At 57.6% G+C, this 22,865-nt stretch carries 18 protein-coding genes; 12 read left to right on the top strand and 6 right to left on the bottom strand.

Features of this window, described 5'->3' with window-relative positions:
- On the top strand, window positions 1-972 hold the full coding sequence (locus RQ593_RS02890) for a PHP domain-containing protein (RefSeq protein ID WP_311449787.1): 972 nt from the start codon (window positions 1-3) through the stop codon (window positions 970-972).
- Between the two features lie 176 nt (window positions 973-1,148).
- Window positions 1,149-1,988, top strand: coding sequence for an S-layer homology domain-containing protein (locus tag RQ593_RS02885; RefSeq protein WP_311449786.1), 840 nt, complete (start codon window positions 1,149-1,151; stop codon window positions 1,986-1,988).
- 57 nt (window positions 1,989-2,045) lie between these two features.
- Here the strand turns inward: RQ593_RS02885 and RQ593_RS02880 are convergent, their stop codons facing one another.
- The gene (locus tag RQ593_RS02880; protein ID WP_311449785.1) at window positions 2,046-3,716 is read right to left on the bottom strand and encodes a transcriptional initiation protein Tat; all 1,671 of its coding nucleotides are present in this window, start codon (window positions 3,714-3,716) and stop codon (window positions 2,046-2,048) included.
- 276 nt (window positions 3,717-3,992) lie between these two features.
- Here RQ593_RS02880 and RQ593_RS02875 point away from each other — a divergent pair, with 276 nt between their 5' ends.
- Window positions 3,993-4,529: a hypothetical protein gene (locus RQ593_RS02875; RefSeq protein WP_311449784.1), complete on the top strand. Its 537-nt coding sequence runs from the start codon at window positions 3,993-3,995 to the stop codon at window positions 4,527-4,529.
- Between the two features lie 48 nt (window positions 4,530-4,577).
- Here the strand turns inward: RQ593_RS02875 and RQ593_RS02870 are convergent, their stop codons facing one another.
- The 5 genes from RQ593_RS02870 to RQ593_RS02850 form a co-directional block, all read right to left on the bottom strand.
- On the bottom strand, window positions 4,578-5,405 hold the full coding sequence (locus tag RQ593_RS02870) for an S-layer homology domain-containing protein (protein WP_311449783.1): 828 nt from the start codon (window positions 5,403-5,405) through the stop codon (window positions 4,578-4,580).
- A 208-nt stretch (window positions 5,406-5,613) separates the two neighbouring features.
- Window positions 5,614-6,885 (bottom strand): site-specific DNA-methyltransferase, encoded by a 1,272-nt coding sequence (locus tag RQ593_RS02865; protein ID WP_311449782.1) that lies wholly within the window; start codon window positions 6,883-6,885, stop codon window positions 5,614-5,616.
- Between the two features lie 8 nt (window positions 6,886-6,893).
- On the bottom strand, window positions 6,894-8,609 hold the full coding sequence (locus RQ593_RS02860) for a DEAD/DEAH box helicase (protein ID WP_311449781.1): 1,716 nt from the start codon (window positions 8,607-8,609) through the stop codon (window positions 6,894-6,896).
- Between the two features lie 504 nt (window positions 8,610-9,113).
- On the bottom strand, window positions 9,114-9,341 hold the full coding sequence (locus RQ593_RS02855) for a DUF3107 domain-containing protein (RefSeq protein WP_060824512.1): 228 nt from the start codon (window positions 9,339-9,341) through the stop codon (window positions 9,114-9,116).
- 202 nt (window positions 9,342-9,543) lie between these two features.
- On the bottom strand, window positions 9,544-10,806 hold the full coding sequence (locus RQ593_RS02850) for a glutamyl-tRNA reductase (protein ID WP_311449780.1): 1,263 nt from the start codon (window positions 10,804-10,806) through the stop codon (window positions 9,544-9,546).
- Between the two features lie 390 nt (window positions 10,807-11,196).
- On the opposite strand from RQ593_RS02850, the gene hemE reads away from it, so the two are divergent.
- From hemE to RQ593_RS02805, 9 genes are all read left to right on the top strand, one after another.
- On the top strand, window positions 11,197-12,399 hold the full coding sequence (gene hemE, locus RQ593_RS02845; RefSeq protein ID WP_311449779.1) for a uroporphyrinogen decarboxylase: 1,203 nt from the start codon (window positions 11,197-11,199) through the stop codon (window positions 12,397-12,399).
- Between the two features lie 120 nt (window positions 12,400-12,519).
- Window positions 12,520-14,085, top strand: a complete 1,566-nt coding sequence (hemG, locus tag RQ593_RS02840; protein WP_311449778.1) for a protoporphyrinogen oxidase — start codon at window positions 12,520-12,522, stop codon at window positions 14,083-14,085.
- 133 nt (window positions 14,086-14,218) lie between these two features.
- On the top strand, window positions 14,219-15,043 hold the full coding sequence (gene hemQ, locus RQ593_RS02835) for a hydrogen peroxide-dependent heme synthase (RefSeq protein ID WP_311449777.1): 825 nt from the start codon (window positions 14,219-14,221) through the stop codon (window positions 15,041-15,043).
- The gene (locus RQ593_RS02830; protein ID WP_311449776.1) at window positions 15,040-16,494 is read left to right on the top strand and encodes a ferrochelatase; all 1,455 of its coding nucleotides are present in this window, start codon (window positions 15,040-15,042) and stop codon (window positions 16,492-16,494) included. Before hemQ ends, RQ593_RS02830 begins: the two co-directional genes overlap by 4 nt.
- 110 nt (window positions 16,495-16,604) lie before the next feature.
- Window positions 16,605-17,738 (top strand): hydroxymethylbilane synthase, encoded by a 1,134-nt coding sequence (locus RQ593_RS02825; protein ID WP_311449775.1) that lies wholly within the window; start codon window positions 16,605-16,607, stop codon window positions 17,736-17,738.
- A 5-nt stretch (window positions 17,739-17,743) separates the two neighbouring features.
- Window positions 17,744-18,634 carry a uroporphyrinogen-III synthase gene (locus RQ593_RS02820; RefSeq protein WP_311449774.1) on the top strand — a complete coding sequence of 297 codons (891 nt, stop codon included), beginning with the start codon at window positions 17,744-17,746 and terminating at the stop codon, window positions 18,632-18,634.
- 73 nt (window positions 18,635-18,707) lie between these two features.
- Entirely contained in the window at window positions 18,708-19,709 is a 1,002-nt protein-coding gene (gene hemB, locus RQ593_RS02815; protein WP_311449773.1) for a porphobilinogen synthase, read from the top strand.
- Between the two features lie 195 nt (window positions 19,710-19,904).
- The gene (locus RQ593_RS02810) at window positions 19,905-21,548 is read left to right on the top strand and encodes an AAA family ATPase (RefSeq protein ID WP_311449772.1); all 1,644 of its coding nucleotides are present in this window, start codon (window positions 19,905-19,907) and stop codon (window positions 21,546-21,548) included.
- A complete protein-coding gene (locus RQ593_RS02805; RefSeq protein ID WP_311449771.1) occupies window positions 21,541-22,716 on the top strand; it encodes an AAA family ATPase in 1,176 nt (391 codons plus the stop codon). The genes RQ593_RS02810 and RQ593_RS02805 overlap by 8 nt, the downstream gene beginning before the upstream one ends.
- Window positions 22,717-22,865 lie beyond the last annotated feature (149 nt).

The following is a 22,865-nucleotide window of genomic DNA, read 5'->3' as shown; positions in this document are numbered from 1 at the left end:
ATGACGCAGACAGAACACCGAAATAGTGCACCTAATGCGCAGCAGGCACTGCAGCCCGCTGAATCGGGTGCGCCTGAAAATCTGAACCGTGCCGGGCGTTACGATCTGCATATTCACTCCGCTATTTCTGACGGCACGCAGAGCCTGACCGAGCTGCTGCCGCTGATTGCTCGCGCCGGGTTGGCTGGGTTTGCGCTGACTGATCACGATACGACGGCTGGCTGGGCGCAGGCGGCTCAGCTGGCGGATGAGTACGGTCTAGATTTTCTACCGGGTGCCGAGTTCTCCTGCCGTTACCGGTACACCGACGGTGAGGGCCGCACACGCACGAAGACTATTCATCTGCTCGCTTACGGTTTTGACCCGGTGGAATCGGAGTTGGCGCGCCGTGTGGAGGCGATTCGCGCCAGCCGTGAGGGCCGTGCACAGGCTATTGTGGGCCGTCTTGCCGCCGACTACCCGCTGACCTGGGATGACGTGTTGGCGCAGGTGGGGGAGGGGAACACGGCGGTGGGCCGCCCCCATATTGCCGATGCGCTGGTTGCTGCTGGTATGGTTGCTGACCGTTCTGAGGCTTTCGCGAAGCTGCTGTACACGGGCAGCCCCTACTATGTGCCGCAGGATGCGCTGGACCCGCTGGAGGCGGTGCATCTGGTGCGTGAGGCTGGGGGCGTGCCGGTGATTGCGCATCCGATGAGTACGATGCGTGGACCCGCCCTGAGCCTGGAGTACCTGGGTTTGATGGTGGATGCTGGCCTGGCGGGTGTGGAGGTGTATCACCGTGAGAACTCTCCGGAGGACCGGGCGCGTCTGCTGGAGTTCATTGAGCGTCAGCGTGAGGCGGGCCGTGAGGTTCTGGTGACGGGTTCGAGTGATTATCACGGCGCGGGTAAGCCGAACCTGCTGGGTGAGAACACGACGGATGCGGTGACGGTGGCGCGTATCCGTGAGCAGTTGGCGGCACAGCACTAAGACGAAAGAGTGCGGGGCGGGTTCCCGGTAAAGGAACCCGCCCCACACTCTTTTGTTTTCACCTCATTGCATATTCTCTAAATCTCTACCTGAAGGTTAGGATTTTTGATACGCTGAGAACGTTCTACTCATGAGGGTGCACAAAGATTGTGCCCCCTTCTGTTCATGAAGGAGCTATGATGCTTCGACAATTATTCGCCCGTCCTACGAAGCGGGCTATCCAGGCTGGCGGCACGGTACTGCTGGCTGGCGCCATGGTGTGCGGCAGTGTTCCGGCGTATTCTCTTGGTGTTCTGAAGCCTCGCCAGGTGACCCCTATTGTGCAGCCCGATGAACCGGCAGTGACCTGTAACGACCGCGCAATCTACGAATATAAGTACCTTCCGAATGGTTATGTGGATTACAGTCGCAAGATTATCTACGACTGGGCTGAGTGCGTTGGACTGATTTCTGAATACCAGAAGTATCAGCTAATCGAAGAAAACACCGTGATCTCTCGTGGCCAGTTTGTGGAGTATTTGTATCGCCTGTCGGGTTCTCCTGAGGTGAAGAATCTTCCGGCTCAGTCTCCGTATGGTGATATTAAGACTGATGATCCGCGTTTTCCTGTGGTGATGTGGGCTCGTGAGCGGGGCATTACCTGGGGTTGGAGTGATGGGAATTTCCATTACGATGCCCCAGCAGGTGAAAAAACAACGGTGCTTATGGCATACCGCCTAGCTGGTAGTCCGGCAGTCAAGCTACCCGATATGAATCCTCCAAATGAGGAAGAACCCTGGACCAAGCGGAACCCCAACCTTCCTTACGGTTCAGAGCTGCATCGGGCCTATGTTTGGTTGAAATACACAGGAGCCGGCTCTGATAAGAAGTACACTGGCTTCCACGAATCAGTTAGGTACCATGACGTAGCGAGCATGGACTCTGAAGGTCGACGAGTGAGTCAATGGACTTTCCAAGCAACATATGAACAGGCTTTTGAAGTATTGCGCATGGCGGATACTCGAGGCGTATTTTAAAAGATTATAAAAATAGTTTGGCCCCCTGCTCTTCTATGCAGGGGACCAAACTATTTTCTAGTTTTCTGTGGACTCATTCTCAGCTTTAGGGATTCTCGGCGCTACAAGCTTTCCCTCAAATTTAAAATTATTAATTTCGATCCTTAATAGCTCATAAAGCTCAGAGTTAATTTTAAGAACCCATTTATCCCCCATAATTTTCTTTTGGGCCGCAGTTCTGGTCTTATCACTCATCTGACAAGCATCGAAAGCATTTGCGCCAATAATACTAAGACGCTTTGCACCACCTTCAAGATAGAACCCCCATCGTGCTGCGAGAGCCGTATCAAGTGAAAATTTATCCTCTGGCCTGTCACTATCTTCGTAAGGATTATCAGAGCGCACTCCTGTAAAGGTGCAGTCACTAGCCCACTTGCTGATATACCAGTTTGCTGCCTCGTGGTTATGTGCTTTATCTGAGACTGCGTCATGCCAGCTGGAGGATTCACCGATACAGCCTACATAGTTATTCCGTGGCATTAGGGCGAACCATCCGTGGCCGCCGTTCTCTTGAGCCGTGCATCCTTGAAAGAGGTTACGTGTTCCGGCGACATACCATCCAGCACCGGTCTTGGCAGTATATTGATCGTCGGACTGGTCCTTTTTCCGCGTTACGTAGATAGAATTTTGTAGCACGGATCGGCGGTTGTACCAGCTGGTTGACCCAAAGAATTTACATTGGGAGGCGTAGATTTCAATTCCGGCGTAGTTTTTCCCTGAAAGGTTGGCATCAGAGATATCTACTGTAAGGAACTTATTATCTGCGCCACCAGGATTATTGCCATCTTTGCGGCGTAACGGATGACCGACAGGTTTGCCAACCAGCAAGCCTTGGCGCAAAGACTTGCGGACACGGATTTTATCGACTTTCATACCTCGGTCATGAAGCCCCAAAATCGCAACGCCCATATCTACATCCCAAATTTCTAGGTTAGAGAGGGAAGGGACAGCTTCAGGGTCATTAGGCTTACCCGTAAACTCAGTATGCAGAATAACCCCTGCAACATGAGCTAGTGGCGCCCCAGCATGCATATTATCCCTAAGCTGATCTACGTTGATATCCCCTTTCTTGGTACTTGTGCGAATCCACATGTCACGTACTCCGAAGCGCATCGGACGATTATTTGTCGCATTAGATATCGGATTTTGATAAGTTCCCGTATGAAAAACGCCGAAACATTCATCAGAGGTACCCGCTGCCTTGGTAAGCGCATCTGTGGACGTCGCAATAATTCGGGTAGACATTCCATGGCCGAAAAACTCCACCTTATCGAGCAAGTGAATGAAGGGGTGCGACACCTTGTAAATACCGGCAGGCAGCTCAATTGATCCTCCACCGAGCCAATACAGGCGCTCTGCCAGCTTATTCAGCTGATCGGTGCAGTCCACTACACCCGTGGGGTCTACGCAGTAATCCAGAACATTAACGTGAAGGCCGTTCTTTGCAAGATTGTGGACTGTGCGCGGCCTCGCTTTGGTATTGTACTCGAAGTATTGTAGGCGCGTACGGAACTCGTCTAGCCGCTTCTGGGGATTCTCTACCCATTCTGGGGCAGGAGTCATAAACTCCTCAGGCTTATTTGCTTGCTCAGCATGGGCTGGGGAGAAAGCTGAGACTCCTGCAGTGGTTGCGGCAAGAGCTCCTCCTGCCAAAAGGGCACGCCGTGATGGCGCATGATATTCAGACATCGATGTCTCCTAGAGGTGAGTGAATTATTTGCCCTTCATCACGACGAAGTGACGTTAGTGGGCGGATACTTTCTGCACGTAGCACAGTGCTGCGCTGCAGAAGGTATCTCTAGTGTGTATCGCTTTTTCTTCTCTTTGCAAGAAAATTTATGATTTTTACATAAATTCGTTTCAAGTTTCATGTAAATATTTTAATTTTCTTCAACATATTAATGAGGCGTATGAAATTTATTACTTTAAAGATTTTTTAACATTGCACTGAAGCTGAAGGAGAGAATGAAACTGTGTCGGTTTGCTCTGTATCTTGGCGACAGAAAGGGGTGTGCGGTTCAAGAGAACGGCGGCCACGGATGGTTCGCCCTCATGCCACGGAATAACTATGTAGGCTGTATCGGTGAATCCTCCAGCTGGCATGACGCAGTCTCAGATAAAGCACATAACCACGAGGCAGCGAACTGGTATATCAGCAAGTGGGCTAGTGACTGCACCTTTACAGGAGTACGCTCAGACAACCCCTACGGACCAAGCCAAGAAGTACCCCTAGAAAGAATCCTTGCTTCACTGTGGGGCTTCTATCTTGAAGGTAGTGTTAGGCGTTTGAATATTATTGGAGCAAACGCATACGACCAATGCCACATGGACTACGAAGACAATAACAAACCTAAACCCAAGGCGCTGGAAGGTGCATGGAAGTTCTCTATTGAGAATCCCCTGAAACAAGCCTGCAAGATTGAAATTATTCAGTATGCCTATACATCTAATGAAACTGCAGAGAAGAAATTAAATCCAGAAGATTATCCACTCAAGAAATAAAAATTACTGAAGAATACCCCTCACCTGTCAACGGGTGAGGGGTAAATCCTATTTAAAATTAAAAGATTTATCTGCCAAACGAATCACTTCGATAGCCTGCTCATACGTAGCGTAAGTCAACCATTCAAATTTATCATTAGGTGATACGATACCGTACTGTCGATACGATACGTTCTCAATAGAATCTTTATTATTTGGATTCTGAAGACCATAGTATAGCCAGGTGTATGCTTTATGAAGCTCCGAATTATATGGCATATTCGGCCATTTTTCTTTCCAAGGAGTATATAGAAAATAGGCATTAGGATCGTCTACTTCTACCGTTACGTTTGGACTACCCGCCAATCGATACACCATCAAGGCAGTAGCAGCCTCACTAGCAGGGGTATCGTAATGGAAATTCCCATCACTCCAACCCCAGGTAATGCCCCGCTGACGAGCCCACATCACCACAGGAAAACGCGGATCATCAGTCTTGATATCACCATACGGAGACTGAGCCGGAAGATTCTTCACCTCAGGAGAACCTGACAGACGGTATAGATACTCCACAAACTGGCCGCGAGAAATAACACTATCTTTCTTGACCATTTGGTACTTCTGGCGCTCAGAAATCAGACCAACGCATTGTGCCCAACTAAAGATAACGCGACGCCCCAACTCACCATCTTGCCGATAATACTCATACTCTGCGCGGTCGTTACAGGTCACTGCCGGTTCGTCCGGCTGCACAATAGGGGTCACCTCGTGAGGCTTCAAATGCCCGGTAGCATACGCCGGAACACTACCGCACACCATGGCGCCTGCCAGCAGTACCGTGCCGCCGGCCTGGATGGTCCGCTTCGTGGGGCGGGTGAATAATTGTCGAAGCATCATAGCTCCTTCATGAACAGAAGGGGGCACAATCTTTGTGCGCCCCAGTGAGTAGAACGTTCTCAGCGTATCAAAAATCCTAACCTTCAGGTAGAGATTTAAAGAACATGCAATGAGGTGAAAACAAAAAGAGTGTGGGGCGGGTTCCTCATCAAGGAACCCGCCCCACACTCTTAACACGTAACTCTCACGGACACGCGGAAAAGACCGCCTAGACGCTCTCACGCGACGCATGATGCTGCAACACCGCACCCGCAGCCGCCGCATCCAGCTGCGCAGCCGCACGCGCCGCACGAGCCTTAGCCCGCGCCTGATGCTGACGCTGACGACGCAACTCATCACGACCATCAATACGCATCTTCTTATCCACCGCATCCATTGACCGGTGACGCACAAACCGGCACGACGCGCCCTCAACCGGCTGCGTAGTCTCCGTCAACGTATCCAACACAGCCTTCAACGCATGACGGCTCGCCGCCGTCAACGCATCACGACTCGTACCGCCACGAACACCCACCGTACGCTTCGGCGTGAACAACACACTCGCCCCACGCGGCACACCACGGTACGCCTCAAAAGACACCGGATCCACGCCCAGACGCTTAGCCATCACCTCAATAGCCGGCGGATTCTGATCCACACACACGAACTTACGGCCCAACTGAGCCGCCGCCGCACCCGTAGAACCAGAACCAGCGAAGAAATCCAACACCCAATCACCCGGGCGGGAACTCGCCGCAATCATACGACGCAACAGACCCGTAGGCTTCTGCGTAGGATAACCCGTCTTCTCCTTACCCGTAGGCGACACAATCGTATGCCACCACACATCCGTAGGGAGCTTACCGCGAGAAGCCTTCTCCTCAGTCACCAGGCCCGGAGCCATATACGGTTCACGATCAACCTCCGCAGTATTGAAATAATAGCTGCGGTGATCCTTCGCGTACACCAGAATATTGTCGTGCTTTGTCGGCCAGCGGCGCGTAGACTTCGCGCCGTAGTCGTACGCCCAAATCAGCTCATTAATGAAGTTCTCACGACCAAAAATCATGTCGCACATAATCTTCACATAATGAACCTCACGCCAATCCAGGTGCAGATACAGAGTGCCGTCCTGCGCGAGCAGACGATGCGCCTGCTCAATACGCGGAGCAAGGAACGCCCAATAATCCTCGAATGAGTCGTTATAGCTCGCCAGAGTCTGCAGGGTGCTCGAATAGCTCTTGCCCTTAAAACCGGTACGGTCACCCTTCTCAGAAGCCTCCGCGCTCAACGTGCGGCGCGTCTGCTTCTTACCCGTATTGAACGGCGGGTCAATGTAAATCACGGTGAACGCACCATCGGGCAGCTCACGCAGATACTCCAGGTTATCTGCCTGCACCAGCAACGACGGGCCCTGCGGATCGAAAACAGTCGAATCCGTGCGGTTCGCCTCAGCGGCAGGGGAGGGCGCGGCGGGCGCCGGGGATGCTGAAATACCCAACCCCGGCCCTAGCCTTCAGAACCAGCACGGTCAGCGCCACGGCCCTTACCGCGCGAACCCTCAGAACGAGAACCCTCAGAACGGCGGCGGGTACGGCGGCGGCCCTCACCCTCCACCGGCTGACCCTCAACACGGCGGGTACGGCGACGCTGGCGAGGCGCACGCTCAGAACGCTCAGCAGAACGTTCGGATGCGCCCTGCTCGGTACGCTCCGCACGCTCGGCAGAACGCTCGGAACGCTCAGTGCGCTTGCGGCCCTCGGAGCGGCTACGGCGCTCGCCGCGGCCCTCACCGGAACGACCCTCACGGCCGCCGTCACGGGAACCTCGGGAACGGCGCGAACCCTTCTCACCGTCACGACCGCCAGAACGACCACCATCGCGGCCACCGCGAGAACGAGCCGGACGGCCATCACGCGAGTCGCGGGCGCTCTCAAAGAACTCGTCGCCCATGCCCTCAGCCACGCGCTCCTCGCGCGGCAGGCGGCCCTTAGTGCCAGCCGGAATGTTCAGGTCGTAGAACAGGTGCTCAGAGGAAGAGTAGGTCTCAACCGGCTCCGGAACGCCCAGCTCCAGGGCATCGTTAATGACCTTCCAACGCGGCAGGTCATCCCAGTCAACCAGGGTCACAGCGGTACCCTCATTGCCCGCACGACCGGTACGGCCGGTACGGTGCAGGTAAGTCTTCTCATCCTCGGGCACGCGGTGGTTAATCACGTGGGTCACGTCTTCAACGTCAATACCGCGAGCCGCCACGTCGGTCGCAACCAGAATGTCGACCTTGCCGGTGCGGAACGCCTTCAGCGCCTGCTCACGCGCAACCTGGTTCAGGTCACCGTGCAGGGGAGCGGCGGCGAAGCCACGGTTCACCAGCTCCTCCGCCACGCGGGCAGCGTCACGCTTGGTCTTGGTGAAGATGACGGTACGGCCGCGGCCGGTAGCACGCAGGATGCGGCCAATCATCTCGTCCTTGTCCAGGTGGTGTGCACGGTAGACGACTTGGCGGATCGACGCCTTAGTCTTCGAGGCGTCCTCGGGGTCAGCGGCGCTAATGCGCATGGGCTTGGTCATGTACTGGCGTGCCATCGCAATGACCGGGCCGGGCATGGTTGCGGAGAACAGCATGGTCTGGCGGTCCTCGGGCAGGTAGCTGAGGATCTTCTCAACCGACGGCTGGAAACCCAAATCCAGCATCTCGTCAGCCTCATCGAGGACCACGATCTTGACCTGCTTCAGGTTCAGGAAGCCCTGCTGGTACAGGTCGATAATGCGGCCGGGGGTACCCACCGCAACCTCCAGGCCGCGGCGCAGCAGCTCCGCCTGAGGCTCAATCGGCACACCGCCGTACAGGGTGGCGACGCGGGCGTTGCGCAGCTTCGCAGCAATCGCCAGGTCCTCACCCACCTGAATAGCAAGCTCACGGGTCGGAACCAGAATCAGCGCCTGAGGTGCGCCGGGGTACTCCAAATCAGCCCAACCCTCATCGTCGCGGCCGACCACGCGCTGAATGGTGGGCAGACCAAAGCCGAGGGTCTTACCGGTACCGGTCTTCGCCTGACCAATGATGTCCTGGCCAGACAGAGCCACGGGAAGAGTCAGCTCCTGGATGGGGAAGGGGGAGGTAATGCCAACCGCCGCGAGGGCGTCGCTAATATCCTGGCGAACGCCGAAGTCGGCGAAGGACTTTGCAGTCTGAGTGGTTTCCTGCGTGTTCGTTTCAGTCACTGGACCGTATCTTTCTACCCCTGTTCGGGGTGTGTTTCTCCCCGAATTGGGGGTGCACCAGCCAGCGCCCCAACGGTGGAGGCGGTGACGGGCGGGCGTCGAAAGCCGGCCGCGGGAAATTCTTACACGGGAAATTCTTACCGAGACGCCGCCTGCACGCATGGTTAATACTCATGGTTATTCATGATGAGAAGGCGGTGCAGCCTCGGGGTCTTGAAAGGGGTACGACCGGTCATTCACTTAACCCCTCAATATTAACCCGGATTTGCTTCCGGCGCACCCCCGACCGGTTGTGGTGTGCGCCCGTGATGGGCGATATACCGCCCCAAAACCGGGTGCCGCGAGGTTTTTGCGCGGGCGGTTTAAAATGCAAGCCCCCGCATTCGGCACGGCGTAACCGTACGGCGCATACAGTGCACGCACACAGCACTTAAAGCGCGGTTACGCATCATTGCGGATGCGGGGGGAAGCTCAAGCTAAAGGGGGAAGCAGCTACCGAACTAATTAGGCGCCGATACCGAAGCCCACGTGACGCTTCGCGTCGGAGCCCAGCTCAACGTAGCCAATCTGAGCACCGGGAATCAGAGTGGTGTTGCCCTTGTCGTCCATAATCTGCAGCAGCGAGCCATCCTCAATAGCCTTCGAGACCTTCTCCATGAGGATTTCCTTAGCCTCACTGGTCTCAACAATAATTTCACGAGCAATGTGGCGAACGCCAATCTTGATTTCCATGAGTCTCCTCGCAGAATAGTCCGGCGCCGCTATGCGTGCGCCCGGAAAGAAACTTACCTTACTTAGTTTCTACTCTAGCGTGAATGCGCTCATCGGCACCGTGAACGGGCGGTACTTCGCCGGGGGCTAATAAAATACTCCACCGACGAACACCAACAGCAAACGCAAAACACAGAAAAACGTGGCGGGGGAGCGCAGGCTCTTAAGAGTCCTCCACCTGAATACCGTAGAGAGTCTCCAGTGCCTGCACGTAATCCTCCGTGCGGCCCTCCGCCGCAAGCTTCTTAGCGCGCACCGTCGGGGTGTGCAGCAGGGACTTCACCATGCGGCGCATCGCCAGCTCAAACTGCTCCGTCGCCGCGCCGCAACCAAACTGGCTACGCACCTTCTCCAGCTCGGAATCCAGCACGTCCATGGTGTGCGAGCGCAACGCAACAATCGCGGAGTCAATCGTGCGGGAACGCTGACGGGACAGGAACGCCACCAGCTCAGACTCCACAATGCGGGTAGCCGTCGCCACGGACTCCTCGGTTTCCTCGGGTGCGGCAAGGCGCACCGATTCGAGGGTAATCAGCTCAACGTTCGGCAGGTCAGCGACCGAGGGGTCAAAGTCACGCGAAAGAGCCAGGTCAAGGATCGTGTGGTGACCGGCCGGAATCTGCTCGGGAAGCAGCGGATCGGAACCGCCGGAGCAGCCAATAATGACGTCGGCAGAAGCCATAGCCTGCTCCATGCCGTCCACCGGAACCGCAGAAACCTCGCGCTTTGCCGCGAACTCGGCGGCACGACCCGAACGGGAATTGACCCAAATATCGGTGCAACCGCGCTCGCGCAGCGCCGCAATGGTCGCGCCCGCGTAAGCACCCGTACCAAAAATCAGGGCGCGGCGGGTCGACCAATCCTTCTCGGCAACCTCATCCGCAAGATCGAGGGCAACAGACACAATCGAGCGGCCCTGAGCGCCAAGCGCCGTATGCTGACCCACCTGGCGAGCCGTATGCGCCGCATGTTCAAATAGCTGAACCAGCTCACCGGGAAGGGGCACGCCGTCCTCTTGTGCCTTCGCCTGCGCGGCGGCCAGGGCGCGGCGCACCTGACCGGCGATTTCGCGCTCGCCAACCACGGCAGATTCCAGGCCGGAGGCGACCGTCAGCAGGTGGCGTGCGGCCTCGTCATCGGCGTACACGTCGAAGCTGGAATTGACCAGTTCTTTGTCCAGCCCGGAGGTGCGCGCAATAGAGTCGACAATCAGCTCACGAACCATGGGCACATGGGCGGATACGTGTAGCTGAACATACATTTCAAGACGGTTACAGGTGGCAAGAACGACTGCACCCTTCACACCCAGCTGGCGTGCCATCTCGCTCGCAAGAACATCGGGTACGCCGGAGGCACCGGCGCTCAACGCAGCGACGGTGGTCAGATCAACGGTGTGGTGCGATGCCACAAATGCATAAGTACTCATCTAGGGATTAATCATAACCACGCCGACTAAGCCCCTGTAAAGCTCACAGAACCTAAGTTCACGGCTCCACGTGGCTTAGTGGGCACCACATAGTGGACAGGAGGCGGGGGTATCCGCCGGGGTGTTGGTGTGGTGTTATCGGAGTGCTGGCGGTAATTCAAAAGCGCAAGTAGGGGAGAGCTCACCGGAATGCGAAGGGGTGCATTTGGTGCTTCACTTGCGTATTCGCCGCGCAAATCTCCGCGCAAACGGGCGCAAACAGGCGGCAGGCGGGGTTCTTATATTCGCGAACTAAGGCGTCCCTCACCACTAGGGAAGCCACCTTTAGGTAAAAGTCGCCGTGACATAGTGTCGTAAAAACACCCACATAAACCTGTCACACTAGACACTATGAGCGAAAACCAGCACACCACCCTCGCATCGGATAAAGGCCCCGCAGCGGCTGCCGCACAGGCACCCGCCCTGCCCGCACACCCCACCGACGCCCAGCGACCCCTGCTCACCGACGAGCAGCTCGCACACCTACCCGCCAATCACCCCCTGCGCGCAGGCACCACCGCCGACTCGCCTATGCTCCGCGCCCTCACCGGTCGCCCCTCCAGCCACCGACCCGTCTGGTTCATGCGCCAGGCAGGCCGCTCCCTGCCCGAATACCGTGAAGTACGCGAAGGCATCCCCATGCTGGACGCATGCCTCACCCCCGACCTCGCCGCAGAAATCACCGTGCAGCCCGTCCGCCGCCACAAGGTCGACGCCGGCATCTTCTTCTCGGACATCGTCATCCCCATGAAGCTCGCGGGCGTCAACGTCGACATCGTGCCCGGTAGGGGCCCCGTACTCGACCAGCCCGTCCGCACCCTCGACGAGGTGCGCGCCCTGCCCGAACTCAAAGACAGCGACCTCGACCCCATCCGCGAAGCCGTCGCCGCCACCGTAGAAATGCTCGGCGACACCCCGCTCATCGGCTTCGCCGGAGCCCCCTTCACCGTCGCCGCCTACATGGTCGAAGGCGGCCCCTCCCGCGACCACCTGCGCCCGCGCACCATGATGCACGCCGACCCCGCCGCCTGGCACGAACTCGCCGCCTGGGCAGCCCGCACCGCAGGCCAGTTCCTGCGCGCACAGATCGAGGCGGGCGCATCCGCCGTGCAGCTCTTCGACTCCTGGGCAGGCTCCCTCGGCGAAAGCGACTACCGCCGCTACGTGCAGGCACACTCCGCAACCGCCCTCGACATGGTGCGCGAATACGGTGTGCCGCGCATCCACTTCGGCACCGGCACCACCGCCCTGCTGCCCGCCATGCACGAAGCCGGCGCAGACGTCATCGGTGTGGACTACCGCCTGCCGCTGTCCGCAGCGAACACCCTGCTCAACGGCGCCGTACCCCTGCAGGGCAACATCGACCCGGCACTGCTTGCCGCAGGTAGCGAAAACCTCTACGCACACGTGGATGAGGTACTCGCCGAAGGTAGCGCAGCCCCCTCGCACGTGGTCAACCTCGGCCACGGTGTACCCCCGACCACCGACCCGCAGGTGCTCACCGATCTCGTGGCGTACATTCACGAGAAAACGGCACGCTCAGGCACACGCTAAGGCAACAGATCCGCGGGGCTAACACATATCAGCGCCGCGGGCCCCCCCAACAACCACCGCGCCCGCTGATAAAGCCAACACCGCAGGGCAGACCCGCTGACAGACCAAAGGAGAACCACCATGGGCCACACCAACCAGGCACCGCACCGGACCGCACAGGCCAGCTCCTTCACCGCGCCCTCCTCCACCGCGACCCAGGCCGCACGAGCATTCACCCGCAACGAGAAGGTGCCCACCGCCATTGTTATCGGTGGCGGCCCCTCCGGCCTCATCTCGGCACGCCGCCTCGCCGCGGCCGGCATGCGCGTCACCCTGCTCGAGCAGAAGCACCACCTCGGCGGTGCCGTCGGTGCCCACGAGGTTGGCGGCCTGCTCCTAGACTCCGGCGCCGAATCCTTCGCAACCCGCAGCCCCATCGTCAGCGACCTCGTCAAAGAACTCGGCCTGGGCGACCAGATCGTCACCCCCAACTCCTACGGCTCCTGGCTGTACCTGCCGCAAGGCGCTCGCCGCACCCCCAGCACCGGCATCATGGGCATCCCCGGCAACGTCAACGACAAGTCCCTCATTCCCGTCATCGGCAAGAACGGTCTGCGCCGCGCCCAGGTGGACAAATTCCTGCCCGTCTCCGCCAGCGAAAACGCAAAGACCCTCGGCGAGCTCGTGCGCATCCGCATGGGCCAGAAGGTCCTGGACAACCTGGTTGCCCCCGTCGTCTCCGGCGTGTACTCCACCCACCCCGACAAGCTCGACGTGGACGCCACCATCCCCGGCCTGCGCGCGGCACTGCGTAAGCACCGCTCCCTCTCCGCAGCAGCGGCAGCCTTCCGCTCCGCAGCACCGGCAGGCTCTCAGGTGGCAGGCATCGTCGGCGGCATGAACCAGCTCTCCGAACGCCTCGTCGAAGAGCTCTACGCCGCCGGTGTTCGCATCGTCACCGGATTCGACGTCATCGCCGTAGACCGCGACGAATCCACCGGCCAGTGGTTTATCATCCAGCGCCACACCACCGACGGCGAAAACACCCCCCTCTACGCCGACTACCTGGTAGTCGCCACCGACGGCCCGACCGTAGCCCGACTCATTGGCCCGCACGTCTCCACCGCGCTACCCGCCCTGGAACCCGGCCCCGAAGTCGCCCTCGTCACCCTCGTCGTTGACGCCCCTGCCCTGGATAGGCACCCGCGCGGCACCGGCCTGCTCGTCTCCGAAGAAGCAACCGCCGTCCGTGCCAAGGCCCTCACCCACGCCACCGCCAAGTGGCAGTGGGTCGCCGACGCAGCAGGACCCGGCCGCCACGTCGTGCGCCTCTCCTACGGCCGCGGCGGCGAAGACTCCCGCTTCTCCGAAGTTGCACTCGCCGACGAACAGCTCATCACCCTCGCCCTGCGCGATGCCACCCGCATGATGGATGTTGCCCTCACCCACCGCAATCTCGTCGACGCGGACGTCGTACGGTGGCGCGGCGTACTGCCCGCCTCCACCCCCGGCCACCGCGAACGAGTCAAAGAATTCCGCGAACGCGCCAGCGAACTCGGAACCCTCAGCACCGTCGGCTCCTGGGCCGCCGGATCCGGCCTAGTCCTCACCGTCAAAGACACCTACGAGCAGATGGACCAGCTGATCTACCACGCCGCACAAGACTGGGAAGGCATCACCTCCCCGAAGGTTGCCACCGCGAAGTAGACGGCACCGCAACGGCAGAAGCTCAGCCAACAACTCAGCTCAGCCAACAACAAAGCCAAAAATTGAGAAAACGCGCAGCTACGGAAGCCGCGCCTCCAGCACAGCGAACCCTCGCTGAAGAAAGGAACACACAATGTCTCACGATCACGCAGCACACGGCCACGGCGGCGCACACGGTGCACAGGGCCAGGGCAGCTACACCCACCCCGGCCACGGCTACGGCGGCGCACCCAAGGGCTACGCAGTCCAGCACTCCGCAGCTGACGAAAACCGTCGCGGCCGCGAAGAAGGCGAAACCCTGCACTACGCCCTCTACACCGTGTTCGCACGCTCCGGCGCACGCCCCGCAGAAGCAAACACCGACGAAGCACGCGCAGAATTCGAGAAGGTCGCCGAGCAGCTCGCAGCCGACGGCGTGACCCTGCGCGGCATCTACGACGTCTCCGCAATGCGCGACAACGCAGACATCATGATCTGGACCCACGGCGAGAGCCCCGAAAAGCTGCAGGCAGCAGTCCGCAAGATCCGCCGCACCGCACTCTTCGCAGGCACCACCATCGTCTGGTCCACCATGGGCGTACACCGCGAAGCAGAATTCACCCGCAACCACGCACCCGCCTACGCACGCGGCAAGGCACCCGAAGCATGGGTCTGCGTCTACCCCTTCGTACGCTCCTACGACTGGTACTACATGAACCCCGAACGCCGCGCAGAAATGCTCAAGAACCACGGCATGAAGGCAATCGACTTCCCGCAGATTCTGGCAAACACCGTGGCAACCTTCGGCATGAACGACTACGAGTGGGTCCTCGCCCTCGAAGCACCCCAGCTCGTTGACCTGGTCGACATGATGCGCCACTTCCGCAACACCGAAGCACGCCTGCACGTGCGCGAGGAAACCCCCTTCTACACCGGCCGCCGCATCGGCGCAGACGAAGTGGCAGAGGTTCTGGCGTGAGCCATCAGCCGAACAACGGCGTAACCCTCAACGGCACGCTCCTGCCGGACGATGTGGTACCCAACCGCACCGACCCGGCGAACACCGCCTCCAACGGCCCCGCCGCGCTCAACGAGCAGACCCTCGGCGACTACCGAAGCGAACGCAGCATCACCCGTGAACGTGCCGAAGAGGCGCGCCCTTACGACCTGGTGATTCTCTCCTCCTTCGGTGGCCCCGAGGGGCAGGAGGACGTCATCCCGTTCCTGCGTAACGTAACCGCTGGCCGCGGTATCCCGGATGAGCGCCTCGAAGAGGTCGCCACCCACTACCGCGCCAACGGCGGTGTCTCGCCCATTAACGAGCAGAACCGTGCCCTGCTTGCCGCACTGCAGCAGGCACTCGCCGAGCGCGGCCCGCACATCCCGATCACCTGGGCGAACCGCAACTGGAAGCCCTACGTGAAGGACGTGCTCGCCGAAGCCTACGAGAACGGCCACCGCAACGTGCTCGTGCTGGCGACCAGCGCCTACCCCGGCTACTCGAGCTGCCGCCAGTACCGTGAAGACTACGGTGTGGCGATCGAGCAGCTCGGGCTGGAAGGTCGCGTGCACGTGGGTAAGATCCGTCAGTTCTTTGACGTGCCCGGCTTCTCCCGCGCTTTTGCCGACGGGCTGAAGGACGGGCTCGCCACGGTGCGTGAGCAGCTTGCCGCACGCGATAGCGGTTCGCTGAACCCGCGCCTGCGGATTATGTTCTGCACCCACTCGGTGCCGACCTCCGCGGCGAACGAGGCAGGCCCGCGCGGCGTGAACTACGAGGGCGGCTCCGCTTACGTGGAGAAGCACCTGCAGGTCGCTCGTGCCGTGCTTTCGCTGGTGCGCGATGAGGCTCCGCAGCTTCTGCAGAACGTCGAGTGGGAGCTGGTGTACCAGTCCCGTTCCGGCCCGCCGTCCATGCCGTGGCTCGAGCCGGACGTCAACGACGCCCTGGAGGCGCTACCCACCCCCGCCAACCCGGCGGAGGACGGCGAAGCCCCCGTGGAAGGCGTCGTGCTGGTGCCCCTCGGATTCGTCTCCGACCACATGGAAGTCAAGTGGGACCTGGACACCGAGGCGCTGGACACCTGCGAGCGCCTGGGCGTGGTCGCCGTGCGCACCCCCACCCCCGGCACGCATCCGGCGTACGTTGAGTCGCTGCGCCGCCTGATTGCCGAGCGCGTGGAGAACGGCGTTTCAGCCGACCTGCGCCCCGAACGTGAGAGCGTCCTCGCCCCGAGCGCGAGCGGTCAGTACGGCTGGTTCGACGAGTGCGAACCGGACTGCTGCAAGCCCGGTCGTGGCGCACCGAAGCCGGTGGTTGCAGAATACGCGCCCGCCGTTTCTGAGGACGCCGCCTCTGCCGCAACCGTTGCTGAAACCTCTGCCCGCCGCTCCGGTGGATGCGGCTCCGGCGGATGTTGCTCCCACTAACATCACCCCTGTAGCTCCGGCTCGCCCCAACACCCCCTAACCGGGGTGTGCGGGCGGGTCGGAGCGCACGTGCCTACGGGCTATCACACACATCACCGACAAGGAGAGATATGAGCCATCACGAGTACATCTTGGGCACCCGCGGGTCTGCTCTCGCCCTGACCCAAAGCCGTATTGCTGCTGAAACCGTCACCTCCCTCTACACCGAACACCAGGCACACCACGGCGCCGCAGATGCCGAGGTCGTGGACTTCACCCTGCGCACCGTCAAAACCGAAGGTGACGTGCTCACCGGACCCCTGGCAACCCTCGGCGGCACCGGCGTATTCGCGGCGGCACTGCGCCAGCGTCTGCTCGACGGTGAGAACGCCTCCGAAGAAAACCGTGTGGACATGGCAGTACACTCCCTCAAGGACCTGCCCTCCGCACCCTGCCCCGGCCTGGTTATTGCCGCAACCCTCAAACGTGAAGACCCCCGCGACGCCCTCGTGGCACGCGACGGCCTGACCCTGGACACCCTGCCCACCGGCTCCCGCGTGGGCACCGGCTCACCCCGCCGCGCCGCACAGCTGCGTGCGCTGCGTCCCGACCTTGAAATCGTGGACATTCGCGGTAACGTAGGCACCCGCATCGGCCGCGTGAAGGGCCTTGAAGAGCACGCCGGCAAGCAGGTCGTGCTCCGCCAGAACGCCGAAACTTCCGAAAGAGCCGACCACGGTGTAGGCACCGAACGCAGCGGCGACTGCGACGCCGTGGTGCTCGCCGTCTCCGGTCTGAAGCGCCTGGGCAAGGAAGAACTCATCACCGAGTACATGGACCCCACCCGCATGCTGCCCGCCCCCGGCCAGGGTGCACTCGCCCTGGAAGTGCGCGAAAGCGAGTTTGAAAACCCGGACCCCGCCGCGCTCACCGACCCCGAGGTGGCGCGCCCCGTCCGTGCCCTGGGCCGCGCCCTGATCGCCGCAAACCACCACGAAACCCGCCTCGCCGTCAGCGCCGAACGTGCCCTGCTGCGCCGCCTCGAAGCCGGATGCGCCGCCCCCATCGGTGCGTACGCGCAGGTGGTTGAGGGCGACCTGGTGCTCAACGTCGTGGTGGCCTCCCCGGACGGCACCGACATGCTGCGCCATACCTCGGCAACCGCCGAACTGGATGTGCCCGGCGCCGAACGCCTGGGCGTGCGCGTGGCAGAAGACCTGCTGCAGATGGGCGCTGCAGCCCTTGCCGGATTGGATTTGAAGTAGGCGTCATGTCTGCCTCGTGTTCTGAATCCCCGCGCACGGTTCTGCTGACCCGCTCCGCCGCCCAGGGTGCCGCCTTCGCACGCGCCCTCGCCGAAGAATGCGCACAGAACGGACTGGGGGAGTGCCGGGTACTCTTCGCACCGCTGCAGCAGGCACGCACCGTCGAGCCGGGCGCAGACCACGCCGTCGCGCTGGAGGCGCTCGCCTCCGGTCACTATGCGTGGGTGAGCTTCACAAGCGCCAACACGGTTCGCGCCTGTGCCGAGCTATGGGGTGAGCAGTTCGCCCGCTCCTGCGCGAGTGGGGGAGTGCGCATCGCCTGCGTGGGGGCGGCAACCGCCCGCGCCGTGCATACCCAGCTGGGGCTGGGCACGGATTTTCAGCCGCAGGTGCAGAGCGCCGCCGGTATGCTCGCGGAGTTCGAAAAGCCTGCAGCTGATGTCGCCGCCGTGCTGGTTCTGGAAGGCTCCAACGCCCGCCCGACCCTGCGTGAAGGCCTCAAAAACCTGGGCTGGGAGAGCCGCCGCTGCGTGCTCTACGACATGGTGCCCGCCGAGCAGGTGGCGCCCGGCGAGCTGAGCCTCAGCGCCGCCCGCGCGCTCGTGCAGGGGAATGCCGCAGATTCACCCGCCACGGAAAACCCCGCGCCGGATGTGCTGGTGGTGACCGCCCCCTCCCGCCTGCACGCCCTGCTGGACGGCGCACCCGCGCTAGCGCCAGAATCGGTGCTGCCAGAATCGGTGCTGCCTGAATCCGTGTCGCCTGAGTCCGTGCCGCCGGTGGTGGCGATTGGGGCGAGTACCGCCTCCGCATGCCGCGCCCTGAACCTGCGTTATGTGCAGGCCGATTCGCCGTCACCGCAGGATTTGGCGCGCGCCGCCGCATCCCTGATTTAGGCGCATCCCTCATCTAGGCCTCAATAAGACACATCTAAGACCACATATTTTTATCGAGTTTTCAGGAGAGATCATGAACCTCACCCGCCGCCCGCGCCGCCTGCGCACCACCGCAGCTATGCGCTCCCTTGTCGCTGAGACCACCCTGCGCCCCGCGCAGCTGATTCAGGTGTTCTTCGTTCGCGACGGCATCGACGAACCGCAGCCGATTCGTTCGATGCCCGGTCAGTACCAGCACACCCTGGAGAGCATCATCCCCGCCGTGCGTGAGGCGTACGAGGCGGGCATCCGCTGCATTGACCTGTTCGGCATTCCCCGCGATGAGGATAAGGACGAGGTCGGTTCGACCGCCTGGGATCCGCAGGGCATCCTGAATCGTGCGATTGCGGTGTGCCGTGAGGAGTTCGGTGATGACATGGTGGTTATGGCTGATACCTGCCTGGATGAGTTCACGAGCCACGGCCACTGCGGCGTGCTGGTTGATGACGGCCACGGCACGCTCGTGGTGGATAACGATCAGACTGTGGAGCTGTACTGCAAGATGGCGGTTTCGCAGGCGCGTGCGGGTGCGCACACGGTGTCCCCGTCGGGCATGATGGACGGCCAGATTGCGGCGATGCGCGCAGCCCTGGACGAGGCTGGCTTTGAGGATGTGTCGATTCTGGCGTATTCGGCGAAGTACGCTTCGGCGTTCTTTGGCCCGTTCCGTGACGCGGTGGAGTCCAGCTTCACGGGTGACCGTAAGACCTATCAGCAGGATCCGGCGAACCGCCGCGAGTCGCTGCTGGAGGTGCGCGCTGACCTGGAGGAGGGCGCGGATATGGTGATGGTGAAGCCTGCCGGTAGCTACCTGGATATTGTGCGTGAGGTGGCGGAGTTTTCGCCGGTGCCGGTGGCGGCGTATCAGGTGTCGGGTGAGTACGCGATGATTGAGGCTGCTGCGGCGAATGGCTGGATTGACCGTAAGGCTGTGGTGTTGGAGTCGCTGCGTTCGATTCACCGCGCCGGTGCGGACGTCATCCTGACCTACTACGGTACGGAGGCGGCGCGCTGGCTCCGCGAGCTGAACGCCTAACCCCCTCCCTCTTTGGATACCGAGAAGCCACATGCTGTACGAACAGCATGTGGCTTCTTTGTCTCAAACATAGCAAGAAACTGCTTGAAGCCTTGAACACCCTTGTGGGAACATATATGCGGCGGGCTAATTTGGCTTACCGACACCGGCTGAGTAGTTAGACTCAGCGACCAGGATATTAGCAAAGGAGCTAGAGTGATTACTAAAGTTCATATCAAAGGCTATAAGAAACTTAAAGATTTCACGTTTGAGCCTAGAGCAGGTATGAACATACTTGTTGGGGCGAATGACTCAGGAAAAACTACAGTTCTTGAAGCCATGGGGTTATGTCTAAATGGCAGAATCAATAACCAAAGCGCCTACGAAGCACTCAGCCCATATTGGTTCAACCTGGAAAATGTTGAGAAGTTATTTAAGGGTCTGCAATATAATAGAACAATAATTTTAGAAGATCTGCCGACTATACGAATTGACGTTCATCTTAATGTTCCGAAGGGTGCATTGCAGGAGTTGCGCGGCGTGAATAATATGTTGAAAGAAGATAGTCCTGGAATTTCTTTTGTTGCGGTCCCAGATGAAGATTATAGTGAAGAGATTAAAGCATATTTTTCCCAGGATGATATTCCTCAAATAATTCCAGTTGAGTATTATTCTATTCAAAGATTTAGTTTTTCTGGTGGTTCTTTATCTAAAACTCCGAAGGGGTTAGGGGTTACATCCATCGATTCTTTGTCCTACTATTCATCTCGTGGGCTGGATTATTACACTAAGCAGATACTGGAGGAGAAACTTAATTATGGAGAAAGAAGCTCCATATCTTTGGAATACAGAAAAGCTCGACATGGCATTACTAAAAGTGTCTTGGAAGGCATAAATGTAAAAATCAGAGAAGATGCTAGGCAAAACAATTCGACTCGTGGAGTTATAGGAATCCAGGTGAATGAATCTAAAACCTCTTCGTGGGATTCTGCGATAATTCCGAGCATTGATGATATGCCGTTTTCTATGGCTGGGCAAGGGTCTCAAATTATGGCGAAGACGAGACTTTCTTTGTTGGGTTCTGATGAATTGGTGAAGTTTATTTTCTTGGAAGAACCAGAAAATCATCTATCTCATACTCGCCTACGAGAGCTGCTGGATATCATAGAGGGCTTGGCTGGAAATCGCCAAGTATTTATAACAACTCACAGTCCATTTGTATTGAATAGGCTTGGTCTTGATAGGCTCATCCTGTTATCTGATGGCCAGTCTACAAAATTTAATAGCCTCAGCGAAAATACTATTCTTTATTATAAAAAAATTTCAGGATTTGATACTCTGAGGCTTGTATTGGCGGATAAAATTATCATAGTTGAAGGGCCAAGTGATGAGATTCTATTTAATCGAATGTTTAGGGATCAAACTGGTAAAACGCCAGAATCTCTGGGGGTTGATGTTATGTCAATCGGCGGAACATCTTTTGCTAGATGTTTTGAGCTTGCGAGTAAAATGAATCGACAACTATATGCTCTTCGAGATAACGATGGGGAAAGTAGCGATTATTGGACTCGTAAAATTGATGATTTCCTCGAAGGCGAAAAGAGAAAAATGTATATTGGTGACCCTGCATGTGGGCATACTCTTGAAAATCAGGTCCATCACTTTAATGTAAAGTTGTTGTCTGGTTTTTCGCCAGATAATATGAAAAAGCATAAGACTATGTCGGCAATTGAGCTTGCTGGTATGGAAGGAACTTTAACTCCTCCAGATTATATTATGAGCGCGATTTATGATTTATCTCGTATGTGCGGAGTGGAAAATTCTATAGAATTTGGGTTGTGTGGAGAAATAGATGCATAAATTTATTCATGCATGCGCTGGGTCTGGAAAAACCCAATATATAGCTGAAACATGTCGAGATAATAGCAGCCTGAAAGAACTGGCGGTTATTACATATACTGTCAGTGGGCAAGATGAGTTGCGCAGTAGATTGCTCTCGGTTTGCGGCTCAGGTAAGCAGCCTAAAGTTTTTGGGTGGTATGAGTTTCTTATTAATCAAATCGTTCGCCCATATCTTCCACTATTATTTCCTGGGCAAAAAATTTCTGGGTTTTATTATCCGGAAGGTAAAGATATGACTGGCAACATGATGCGTACGCATAAAAAAACATCTCCTGAGAGATATTTTACAAAGGATTTAAAGATTCACAGAGAGTTTCTCGAGGAACTGTCGTTTGAAATAATTAAGGTTTCAGGCGGAAAAGTTCAAAACCGTCTAAATAAAATATTTGATTTGATCCTTATTGATGAAGTTCAAGATATCAATAAATTCGGATTGGAGGTTATTGATAAATTGCTTGATAATGGTATTCAAAAAAGTGGCTTTGATGGGTATCAGTTATTGCTTGTTGGGGATGTTCGTCAAGCTTTACTCAGTACTAGTAGGATGTCCAATAAGAATAAAAAATATTCTGGGATAAAGGTCCTCGATTGGTATCGGGGAAAGGTAAACCAGGGGCTCTTAAAAATTGAGCATCGCGACTATACATATCGTTGCGCGCAGGAAATAGCATCCTTTTCTGATCAAATATTTGACTCTAAGATGGGATTCCCACCTACGCAATCTAGATATATTTATAATGGCAATCATAAGGGTGTTTTTGTTGTTTGTGAAAAAGATTTCCAAGACTATTTAAATTTATATTCTCCTGTTGTCTTGCGGCATAGCAAGGCTATACCCTGTGATCCCGAGTGGAATCCTATAAATATAGGTGTATCAAAAGGGCGAACGTATGAAAGAGTCGCAATTATGGCCACAAAGCCAATAAAAAAATTTATTGAAAAGAAGGAGTATTTTAGTGATAATTCGGCATCTTCTTTCTATGTTGCTGTGACTCGTGCAAAAATGTCTGTTGCCATTGTTGTGGATAAGATTCCACGAAATATATGTAATGAATTAGGTATAGAGATTTGGCCTAGATGCATGAGAACAGATGTTGTTGTTCAGGATAGCTTGTTCGAACTATGAAAATGATTTAGTAGGAAGATTGTTAATATTTAGAATTGGTTTTTAGTTTTGTATGACTAGTAACCCGACCCAGTATGGGGGGGGGGGGGGGGGTGGGGGGGGGCCCCCCCCCGTGGCGGGGCCCCAAACCCCCTTTTCCGACCGCTGGA

This window comes from uncultured Rothia sp., from assembly GCF_963507905.1.
GTDB lineage: Bacteria > Actinomycetota > Actinomycetes > Actinomycetales > Micrococcaceae > Rothia.
Note: the sequence above shows the minus strand (reverse complement) of the source record. Positions and strands in the feature narration are given on the sequence as shown.

What these genes read in the sequence shown, in the direction of transcription:
- RQ593_RS02880 (WP_311449785.1), bottom strand. Translation starts at nt 3,716, where the DNA reads ATGTCTGAATATCATGCGCCATCACGGCGTGCCCTTTTGGCAGGAGGA.
- hemE (WP_311449779.1), top strand. Translation starts at nt 11,197, where the DNA reads ATGAGCGAAAACCAGCACACCACCCTCGCATCGGATAAAGGCCCCGCA.
- hemQ (WP_311449777.1), top strand. Translation starts at nt 14,219, where the DNA reads ATGTCTCACGATCACGCAGCACACGGCCACGGCGGCGCACACGGTGCA.
- RQ593_RS02820 (WP_311449774.1), top strand. Translation starts at nt 17,744, where the DNA reads ATGTCTGCCTCGTGTTCTGAATCCCCGCGCACGGTTCTGCTGACCCGC.
- RQ593_RS02825 (WP_311449775.1), top strand. Translation starts at nt 16,605, where the DNA reads ATGAGCCATCACGAGTACATCTTGGGCACCCGCGGGTCTGCTCTCGCC.
- hemB (WP_311449773.1), top strand. Translation starts at nt 18,708, where the DNA reads ATGAACCTCACCCGCCGCCCGCGCCGCCTGCGCACCACCGCAGCTATG.
- hemG (WP_311449778.1), top strand. Translation starts at nt 12,520, where the DNA reads ATGGGCCACACCAACCAGGCACCGCACCGGACCGCACAGGCCAGCTCC.
- RQ593_RS02805 (WP_311449771.1), top strand. Translation starts at nt 21,541, where the DNA reads ATGCATAAATTTATTCATGCATGCGCTGGGTCTGGAAAAACCCAATAT.
- RQ593_RS02890 (WP_311449787.1), top strand. Translation starts at nt 1, where the DNA reads ATGACGCAGACAGAACACCGAAATAGTGCACCTAATGCGCAGCAGGCA.
- RQ593_RS02875 (WP_311449784.1), top strand. Translation starts at nt 3,993, where the DNA reads ATGAAACTGTGTCGGTTTGCTCTGTATCTTGGCGACAGAAAGGGGTGT.
- RQ593_RS02885 (WP_311449786.1), top strand. Translation starts at nt 1,149, where the DNA reads ATGATGCTTCGACAATTATTCGCCCGTCCTACGAAGCGGGCTATCCAG.
- RQ593_RS02870 (WP_311449783.1), bottom strand. Translation starts at nt 5,405, where the DNA reads ATGATGCTTCGACAATTATTCACCCGCCCCACGAAGCGGACCATCCAG.
- RQ593_RS02850 (WP_311449780.1), bottom strand. Translation starts at nt 10,806, where the DNA reads ATGAGTACTTATGCATTTGTGGCATCGCACCACACCGTTGATCTGACC.
- RQ593_RS02855 (WP_060824512.1), bottom strand. Translation starts at nt 9,341, where the DNA reads ATGGAAATCAAGATTGGCGTTCGCCACATTGCTCGTGAAATTATTGTT.